The sequence below is a fragment of the Brumicola pallidula DSM 14239 = ACAM 615 genome (assembly GCF_000428905.1).
GTDB classification, from domain to species: Bacteria; Pseudomonadota; Gammaproteobacteria; order Enterobacterales; family Alteromonadaceae; genus Glaciecola; species Glaciecola pallidula.
In genome coordinates this window covers 362825-372379 of sequence record NZ_KE386815.1, presented here as the reverse complement: position 1 = coordinate 372379, position 9555 = coordinate 362825, and the positions used below count along the sequence as shown (strand labels likewise).

The window sequence follows — 9555 nt, the reverse complement described above, 5'->3', positions numbered from 1 at the left end:
GCACCACGCGCTCTAAATAAATTCTCTGGTGCAACCCGCACCACGCGTCCTAATTTCATTCTGTGGTGCCACTTGCACCAAGCGTTCTAAAATCAGTCTCTGGTGCGACTCGCACCAAGCAATAATAAATTCACCGTCAGGTGCAACTTGCATCACGCGTTCTAAAATCAGTCTCTGGTGCCACTTGCACCAAGCAATAATAAATTCACCGTCAGGTGCAACTTGCACCAAGCGTCCTAAAATCAGTCTCTGGTGCGACTTGTACCACGCAATCTAAACGTTTTCTCTGTTGTGGCTTGATCAACCTAATCTTAATCCAGTCTTTGGTGCAACTTGCACCTATTTAGGCGTTAATCCGAATGACTGCTACCAAAACTAATTCATATTATTTTTCTGCAATGGCCAATATACGTGCCCGAATTAACTCTAGCATTATCACCACGTCGTCGCGACCCATGGCAAAGCCGTCCTCGTTAGATGTCTTTCTGTCGCTACTTAACACCATCATAAGCGTAGCTGTTGATTTGCATTCAAATTTGACGTACTCCAATTAATAATTTGCAGGTTTCATTGATCCGCATGAAAAAGCTAAAAATATAGATAGAACAGCAATTTGTGTACTATTCCTGTAGTTCAATATTCGATGCAAATAATGGGTCATTTCAAAGTACAAATTAACATACCTTTTAACAATGAAAGACATGAACCAAAGGTTTGACGTTAGTATATATAATTTTCATCAAGTATATCTTGTTACCTGTGCGGATTAAAAAATGTTTTACAAATTGATTTTATAGTTCCCGTTATATTGTTCTTCATCGTAATAATGTTGAAGCTTTTTAACTTCTTTAATACTGTTGGAAAGACGAAATAAATACTTATCTGTCGGATTTATCCCTAATTTTCTTTCGAAACGATGACTAAGAATTAAAAAACCATCAAACAAATCGATTCTACCATTGCGATTTATACTCGGCTCTAAATGTAATCTGTCGAGAAATTGATATGACGTGGTCAACGTAATTCGTACACACCAGTTAAGCAACTTTTTGTAATACAGTCATATTTTGTTAGAGGGCGTTAAAACGCCTTACGAGTAACTTTCTAGTTCTTTTCATTTTGGATATTTTATCAACATAATAACCTCACCTAAACGTTCTGCTATCTTCTCGTATCTCAATATTTCAGAATCTACAAAATCTATAACAGTTTCTCCATCAGTTAAAAAATTCACATTAATTCGAATGGACTTATCTACTAGTATTTTCCTTTGAATTTCTTGATCCAAATATTTATTAAACAAAGAGTAAAAAGCCAAACCGTGCTCAAATGAGTGCTTCATAATATGAACCTCTTCACCATAAACACTACAAATCATATCGTAAGCGCCAGATGAACCTACGTCTTTATTTTTTCATTCCCGCTGGTGTATAATTTTTCATCGTATTCAACGGTAAGCGTCGTTAGAACCACAACAACGCTGGTGTATGAACTTTCTGCACACGAAAAAACTTTTCAATCATATACTTACACTGCACACAATGAGGGATTAGCGATTACTGTAGGAGTGCTAGCTGGAATCGTTATTTTTGGTATGATCTTGAAATATTTCGGTAAAAAAAGAGCCTGAACTACACCAGATAAAATAATCATTCTCAGTCATCTAACGGCTATTTCTTATACAGGCTGGCATGTGCAGCTATCGCGCTTCGTTTTATCACTTTTGAAAGGTAGTCCTTTTTTAACTAACCACGCCTGTTTAACTGAAGATTCGGCTGCTTCGAGATTTTCATCAAAAACCCATCAGTTCGTCGTCAAAATCAGGTTCTTCTAACTCAATTTTGAACGCAACGCATTTACCCTCTGAAAGTGCTTTATCTAGTTCGACTTTGGTCTGGCAATAGTAAACGTTTTTGCTGCATTCGCCACAGTACCTTACACCACCTTCATTCGTTAACTCTAGCACTTGCCATTTGAGAGGGCATCGAAATTTAAGCGTACAGTTTTTTTACTGCATCTTTATTTTGCATATTTAGGTCTGCTTGTTGTTTGTAATTATCATTTAAAAGAAGTAGATTGACTCGTCGACTGGTCACAAGACGGTTTCTGCGTGTCAAAGAGGCAAATTTTTTACCTCCGCTTTCAGCCAAGAAAGTGCCAAAAGGGGTCAGTGCGGCTTACTTCAATTGAACTGATTTTTGTCGTCATTCTTGCTCGCAGCTGAAAGGGCAAGTATCGACCTATTGCGGTCATTAGCAAAGATCAAAATAATGGGAGTATTTTCCAAGAATTCAAATTATAAAAGTAGATGTGAGTTTAGCTAAATGTGATTTAGCTCTTTAAGCATCTGTTTATAAACTATTGTTGCTGAAGTTCTAACATGTTGATGATCGTTTCCCTGAATTGACGTGTCCACTGTAATTAAAATGGGAAACCCACTTTCACAATGCTCTATAGGATTAAAACCTGCATACATCAGCCCAACTAAGCCCTTATTTTCATTATTGCCACTAGTAGACGCAACCCAATGGTCAACACGCTCAAAATATCCAGCATCGATTAGTTTGTGAGCGATCTTTCTGGCTTGGTCTTCAGACTCAAAACAAGAAGGAGCAACGATCATTAGATTGTTACTTTGGCATGATAAAAGAAATATTGAGAATACTGAGATAATATAAAGCTTTTTGTATTTCATTTAGCTAAAACATCGAGTTGAGTATAAGTGGGAATTGGGTCAAACCAACCGCAAGCTTCTATTCGCTGGTTTCTTGTTGTTTCACTATCTCGCGCTACTATATTTCCTTCAACCAAATCAAAACCATACTTTTCAGCATCGCAACCGACGCCAACTGCGAAGTAATTGTATGTCCAAACCAAAAAATGTAAACCTTGCTCATGACCCAACTGATGAGCCCTTTTAGCTAACTGGAACGCTAGTAAATGATTTTCACTGCTGGTGCTAATTAACTTTTCATTAGAATCATAAGTCAGATTAGTATGTTGGAGAACAATCAAAGCTCGTATATAATCGGTTGCGGTCCTAAGCTCCCCATTGGCAATAATTTCAAATACGTTAAACCTTCTTTTTCGCTCTTCTGAAGCCGAAGGAAATATCTGTTTAGCACTTGCCAACTCTCTTGCGGCTTGGTCTTGAGCATATAATGATGCTAATTCTGAATTGTCTTTTGAAAATGAACTATTGCTAAGAATTAGCAACAGTAAAATAGTAAGGCCTTTCAAAAACATTTAGACTCCGAATCCAATTTTTCAACATTAAACCAGTGATGTTGTGAACTATTTATTATTAAATAGGCGTGGTGATTTTGCACACAATCTTATAGTGTTTGCAATACATATCCCTAAGAGCCGTCGACTAGGGCTCTTTGTGCTCGCAACGGTTATTGGCATATATAACCTAAGTATTGCGCAAGAAGTCATGATTCAGCGCTGTTTTAAAAAACTATAATGCCGAAATTTTTGTGGTTATCAAATTAGCACAAACGACCTATTGCTGACCTTTGAGAGTTCGCCTTTTCTGCACAAAATAGTGTAAATTATCATCAGAAAAAAATAAAACTACTATGGGCTGGTTATTAGGAGGGGTAAAAAATGAAAATGAGCCGTTACTGTAATAAAGTCTTTTTAAGAACTTATGCGGAGGTTTAATGAGTATTTCATTTAAGCGCTCTATTGATCTTCAGAAAGCCGCGCAATTTACTTTTGATAATATGTACCAGTATTATCAGCGTTTAGCTCCTGACCGGGATCTGGCAAAAGTGTTATAGCCTACCGAAGATCTAGAAAATTACGACATATTATATAATCATGAAGCCGTCGGTGTGCTTCGGCTTCAATTTGAAAGCAAGTATTGTTACTTAAGAGGCCTTCAAGTTGTGCCAACTTTGCAAAATAAAGGTATTGGAAAAGCTGCTTTAAATGAGGCGAAGCGCCGAACATTAAATGCTAATTTGACCACGCTAACGTTGAGGGTTTTAAAAATAAGTCCTGCACTAACATTATATGAACGCAATGGTTTTGTTATACAAGGTGAAGATGAACGTTTTTTTAATATGGCCGCAGAACTATCACAATCAGTACGTTAAGGGCGGTGAATCCTTAGATCTAACGGTACTTTGCACAAGTGCTACGGTACTGTGCCAAAAAGGGGCAATTTGTCTACATATGCTGCAAAAGGGTTCACGTCAATTTCGACCTAAGTGGGCATTAGAGATTTGGAATTACTAGGCTATATTCGGTGAAACCCCAATGCTTAATCTTGCATTGATACCTTAATTCATATCGTAAGATATTCTGTTTATGCACGTTTAAAAGACGCTTGATAGCCAGTGCATAACATTAAGTAAAAATTGCTCGTTTTGTTCTGCGCCAACAGACCTTAAGCCATGCTTCTCCCCCGTTTTTACATCCAGTTGTGAAGAAAACATCATTCCCTCAGAAAATACAGCAACACGGCCTTTTCCGAATTTCAAGACTGCTCCTTGGCTCCATCCTTCAATTGGTATTCTTGTAGTAGATGAATTAACTTGAAATGGAATTGCTGGTTCCGTAGAAAAAATCCCTTGTCTAATTGTCAGTAAAGACTCTGCTTCATCTGGAGCCTTGAATGCTGAACCACCAAACGTTTTGACTTGAGTTATTCGGCTAGACAATGAAGCGTTCTTCTGAGTGTTTGGAATAGACAAAGCGACAGGCACTTCATTAGACGAATTGTTTCCACGATTAGTAATAGGATGATCGGCAGAAAGAGTGGCATCTACAATGCGAAACGTATAGCGACCGACGTGCCCATTACTGAATTCGAAACCAAAAGCGAATGCCAGATTTTCAACAACTTTCGGAAACGGCGTGTGGTCAGCGATTAACAAAAGCGAACCTCCATCAGTAACCCACTGTTTTACGCTTGCAACCTCATCATCATTCAGTGCACTCCCAAAGGGTGGTTGCCAATCTCTTCTGCTGTGATCGAGAGCATTGGCAATAACTAAAATATCTATATTTTTCAGTATGTCTAGCGTGAAACGTTTTGTATTCGATTTTACCGTAAAACCATTGCTCGAAAGAACTTGTTCAAATGGCTTATATCTACCACTGATAGTTAAGAAATTATTATGCGCTTCATCAACCAAGACCACTGTGCTGTTATCCGAGGAGAAATGCTTAACGGTATTCTGAGGCTTAAAATCTGGATCAGCTTGTTGAGAACTATCAGTACATGAAACAATTATTAGACTGAAAAATACCAAGATAAGTTTAGTTAGTAGTTTCATCTACAATTCCTTTTATGTAAATGAGGCAATCCAATGTTGCCAGCGCAATGATGCCATTTAAGTTTCATAGTTTAACATGAAAGGAATTTTAGATATCTGAAACTAGCACAAGCAATTTTAGAAGAGAATAGGTCGAAATATGGCGTTAAGTTAAGTCACAAAATATAATAATCAAATTTTTGCTAATGTCCGCAAAGTCGGATCACCTGCCATTAGGATACCAACCGAGAAAATCAAAAGTTCAACCATTTACAGATTACTTGAACGGCCGGTTATCTTTCATACCCTCCTGATAAGTATTGTCCTAACCGCTCACCGTTTTACGTTTCATAATCACTCAGAACACTAGATACGTGTCAGTCGCCAATGTGCCAAAAATGGTCATTAGCGTAGATCTTGTTTTGCGCCCTTTTTGGCATAAAGCGGCCGTTACACTTTTATTTTTTCGATAGATATAAGCTATTTAATGGAGTGTTGAAGGCAGTACTTGAAAAATGGTTAATGTCGCTCAGCAAATAGCTCCTTAACACTCCTGCTTGATATTTATTGCGACTTTCCGTATTTAAGTTTCTGCATGATATCTGTTGGTGAAGGAACATAGTCTGTGGTGTCAGGGTTTAATGTACCGCTTTCCACTGAATGGCAAAGTTTGCCCAAATCCATGAGATTTAGTTCAATTCCATCAAAGTAGCTATTAATCAAATCTAACGATTCTTGCGCAGCATTATTTTGAAATTCCTTCGTCAGCCCCGTCGATTGCTGAAGAGATTTAAATATTAATTTTACGTGGTTTACCAAACCTGAATCTACTACGCCCTGAGCAAACATTCCTGCAACAGCAAAACGCCTCGCGTAACCGTATGCCATCATCACCTCTGGAGGTAACTCAGGCTTATCTTCAACAAATTTTCCTAAGTCATTATTTATTTGAACGAACTGTCCATATTCAGATTGGTCAACTTTTTGAACAGATGTTTTAAGTACAAATTGTGCGCCGGGTTTATCCGCTTTTGAGAATCGACCAAAGCCGAAGGACTGCATGATATGGTCAGCAATTTTTGTGCGCAATTTCACCATTGAGTCGGTATCATCTTGAAGATGCATACAGATCATCAACATCATTTGTTGCGGGCCATCCGCGCCATCAACTGCTTCAAAACTTCGAGACATAGCACCAATGTACTCACTTTCTTCAATGCCGCTTTGATTAACAAAAGCAATAGCTGATTCATTTCCTTGTCGGGCGGCATCAAGCTCCTCTAATACAAACTGGTATGCAACTTCTGTGTCAGATATCCTAGTAATGATTTGCTTTGCGAAGCCTAATGACGCAGCTTCCAGTCCATCTCTTTGTATTGCGAGTTTTACTAAATTTTTTTCTTTCTTTTTGAATATGCCAAACACTGTCTATCCTTGAGTAAATTAAAGTTTATAAAGCCAGAGGACTAAATTTTTTAGCAAATATGGATCATAAAAAGTCACGGTCAAGTAGTTCATAAGATGCTTCGCTAGCTAGCATCTCAACTTCACTTCGGCAGCTCCACCGTTGATATGTAATGCTAGTAACGATGCCATCGTCACATACTTCGCGCTGGTTTCTAAAGCGACAGATAACGTGGACCCTGTCATCGCTTAAAATGTCTAATCGGTCACATCTCATTGGATATGACGTGCCATTTTCGGTTAGCTTTACGAAAGCAATTCTGCGTATTGGAGCTTTTTTCATTTATTTACCTTTGGATTATCAGTAAGAAATAACAGTTCAAGTGTTGGAGTGTCACAAAGTGAGCAATCGTTAAGCAATTGCAGCGCGTCTGTTTTTGTTATTTCCCGATGATTTAATTTGTCAATTGCCTCATCTGTTAGCTGTTTTATTTCATCATTGGTTAGTGTTAACACATACTCAAAGAGGCGTTTAGACAGAGCCGCTTTAAAAGCGTGCTTCGGTTGGAAATCGCCAATTTTGAAAGCATTAAGAAGATGACCATATTTGGGTTGTAAACGAACGGATACTGTCGAAATCTTTGGCTTTCCTGCGTCGTCGAAACTGTCTAATGTTTTCTGAATGACATTGCTGATATTCATTTTTTGTTTACCTCCTCAAATGCTTTCTTCCACGGTGAACCCTCTCTAATCCAACTTGGTTCTACTAGATGTTCCCTGTAAAAACATAGGTGGGCTACTAGCCACGTCATTTCCTGATAGTCATGCTCAACACCTGACTCACTCAACTGTTCATCTACATGAAGTGAGATATCGCACTGGCTTTCTTTGTCAAGAGAATAGTATGTCTCTGTAAGTTCTAATTCGATGAATTTGCTTAAAACTGCATTTCTAGAGCACGATTGTTTAGCTGCAATAATATCCACAAGGATTAGGTCAGAATTTGAAAAATCCATATTGAAAGTAATCGGTTTTGGCTTTTTAACTTTGTTGTTCGGCTTTATGTTTGGTGCAAAAAAAGCATGCATTTCATCACAATCACCATTTTCCTTTATCCAGTTTTTCCTATTTTCAGGGTCACTCAGATTTTGACATTCACTCATTTCTGGCCTCTTTTATAAGAATCTAAATCAAAGCAGGTTATCTGTGTATTTCTATCTTCTACCAAAACAGCGCCTCCTTTCACATGAAGCGACTGAAGTGACTGGTTAAGAGCTTCAAGCTCTTTCAACGCCTTCTGTATAGCTTTTTTATTTAAAATTATTCGCTCTCCTTGTTTTATGCCAAACTGTTTTACTATCTTTAACATGTTTTCAGTAATGCCTCGCTGGGACATACGTTTTTGGATGTGTCGAGTTTTACTCATAAAGGCCTCTATTTGAATTTATAAAGTATTCAAATATACACTATAATATGAATAATGCAATATTCATATTAAATATATAAATATTAATTCTTGCCTGCAAAGTGCATGTCTGTGCTTCAGTCAAATCCGGGTTTGGAAATCCATAAATTTATAACATTAATATATGAATCTGAAGCACTGCAACATTGCTTATTGTGCTTATTGTGCTTAGTGTCGCCAGAAGAGTTTACAAGTGAAACTAAACGCTATTATTAGCAGCAGGGCAGGAGTTCTAGTATATGGCCGAAATAGATTGGAAAAAACAAACTAGATTTGGAAAAACGAATAATCACGAGTCTGAAAAATAATTCCACCAAAGAAAAGGTCTCTAACTGACTTTTACTTACGATTGAAGTAAGTAGAGGATATGACGAGTTAACACTATACACTTCCCGTCGTCACAGCTGTCTCTAAAGGTGGTTTTGAGAAAATTATGAGTGTTAATTCTTATGTTGTTAGTCCTTTAGTGCAGAAACCTTGGGGGTCGCTCGCAAACGCTAATACGGCGATATTGTCTATTTCTTAGTATTGTGTAGTGTTTGTCTATGCCCCAAAATCGAAGTCGCGTTAGACAATAAAGTCTTTATTATTCTTTTCGCAGAGGGATTCGTGGCAACGGTACTCGCGTTACTTATTCTGATCTTGGATATGTTTTGCCTAAGTGCGTTAGTATTTTTGAATAAACACGGTGTCTGTAATACAGGCTATTATTGTCAAATCATGCTTTTGGCATTTTTCACATTAGACAATATCGATATTGAAGACACGTTTCAGGCGCTGCCCTCATGACATGCTTTCATCGTAATTTAGAGTGCTAATGCCTACAATCCGGTTGATAGGGGCTGTAAGCAAAAAAAGCTAACGACGGCAATGTCCGTTGATCGCTCGCAAGACCCAGTCGCCTCCCTCATCAATATCTTTTGTTGATGAAGTGAAATTAAAGGTAGAGGTGATAGGCAGCCAATAGCTGTCATTCAAATCCAAAAAAATCTGTCTATTTATATGATAATAATTGAAAAATGCAACATAACAATGCTTTGAGCTTCATCTTAGATACGTTTATTTTCCATTTATTTTTTATTTTTTATTTTCTATTGTTTTTTAATTCAGTGGTTTAATAACATTTTACGTGAAAGCAATGGTCTCCGATAAGCAAGCTTACATTATCGCTATTATTGCGATGCTATTCACACCTTTAGTAATACTCTTACCAGATTCGTTATCACCTAAATATACAATGGTACAAATCCTATATTTGTTTGGGTTTAACTTAGGTAAGCTATTAGGACGCGCAAGAGATGAAATTAATCCGAACCAGCTTTTTGCTCAGGTGTGCATATTTTTTTTATTAACGGCTTGTTATATTTCTGTCCCATATGGTTATGTATCTCAATCTTTTTCTTTATGTAACGCTCAATA

At 37.6% G+C, this 9555-nt stretch carries 11 protein-coding genes; 1 reads left to right on the top strand and 10 read right to left on the bottom strand.

Annotation, left to right across the window (positions count from 1 at the left end; genetic code table 11):
* Nucleotides 1-12: 12 nt before the first annotated feature.
* The 4 genes from G399_RS0115600 to G399_RS0115570 form a co-directional block, all read right to left on the bottom strand.
* Nucleotides 13-228 (bottom strand): hypothetical protein, encoded by a 216-nt coding sequence (locus G399_RS0115600; protein WP_026843796.1) that lies wholly within the window; start codon nt 226-228, stop codon nt 13-15.
* Between the two features lie 886 nt (nt 229-1114).
* Nucleotides 1115-1342 (bottom strand): hypothetical protein, encoded by a 228-nt coding sequence (locus G399_RS0115590; RefSeq protein ID WP_148277472.1) that lies wholly within the window; start codon nt 1340-1342, stop codon nt 1115-1117.
* 978 nt (nt 1343-2320) lie between these two features.
* Nucleotides 2321-2623: a hypothetical protein gene (locus G399_RS0115575; RefSeq protein ID WP_006014438.1), complete on the bottom strand. Its 303-nt coding sequence runs from the start codon at nt 2621-2623 to the stop codon at nt 2321-2323.
* Between the two features lie 68 nt (nt 2624-2691).
* A complete protein-coding gene (locus G399_RS0115570) occupies nt 2692-3246 on the bottom strand; it encodes a hypothetical protein (RefSeq protein ID WP_006014435.1) in 555 nt (184 codons plus the stop codon).
* Nucleotides 3247-3812: 566 nt separating this feature from the next.
* Here G399_RS0115570 and G399_RS20850 point away from each other — a divergent pair.
* A complete protein-coding gene (locus G399_RS20850) occupies nt 3813-4103 on the top strand; it encodes a GNAT family N-acetyltransferase (protein ID WP_342340264.1) in 291 nt (96 codons plus the stop codon).
* A gap of 222 nt (nt 4104-4325) precedes the next feature.
* Here G399_RS20850 and G399_RS0115560 read toward each other — a convergent pair whose 3' ends face one another.
* The 6 genes from G399_RS0115560 to G399_RS0115535 all read right to left on the bottom strand — a co-directional run bounded on the left by G399_RS0115560 (nt 4326) and on the right by G399_RS0115535 (nt 8097).
* A complete protein-coding gene (locus G399_RS0115560; protein WP_006014426.1) occupies nt 4326-5288 on the bottom strand; it encodes a hypothetical protein in 963 nt (320 codons plus the stop codon).
* Nucleotides 5289-5831: 543 nt separating this feature from the next.
* A complete protein-coding gene (locus tag G399_RS0115555; RefSeq protein WP_006014423.1) occupies nt 5832-6692 on the bottom strand; it encodes a hypothetical protein in 861 nt (286 codons plus the stop codon).
* 64 nt (nt 6693-6756) lie between these two features.
* Nucleotides 6757-7014: a hypothetical protein gene (locus tag G399_RS0115550; protein ID WP_026843795.1), complete on the bottom strand. Its 258-nt coding sequence runs from the start codon at nt 7012-7014 to the stop codon at nt 6757-6759.
* Entirely contained in the window at nt 7011-7373 is a 363-nt protein-coding gene (locus G399_RS0115545) for a hypothetical protein (protein ID WP_006014420.1), read from the bottom strand. Before G399_RS0115545 ends, G399_RS0115550 begins: the two co-directional genes overlap by 4 nt.
* Complete coding sequence (locus G399_RS0115540) at nt 7370-7834, bottom strand: hypothetical protein (protein ID WP_006014417.1); 465 nt, start codon at nt 7832-7834, stop codon at nt 7370-7372. Before G399_RS0115540 ends, G399_RS0115545 begins: the two co-directional genes overlap by 4 nt.
* Nucleotides 7831-8097, bottom strand: a complete 267-nt coding sequence (locus G399_RS0115535; RefSeq protein ID WP_026843794.1) for a hypothetical protein — start codon at nt 8095-8097, stop codon at nt 7831-7833. Before G399_RS0115535 ends, G399_RS0115540 begins: the two co-directional genes overlap by 4 nt.
* Nucleotides 8098-9555: the final 1458 nt, after the last annotated feature.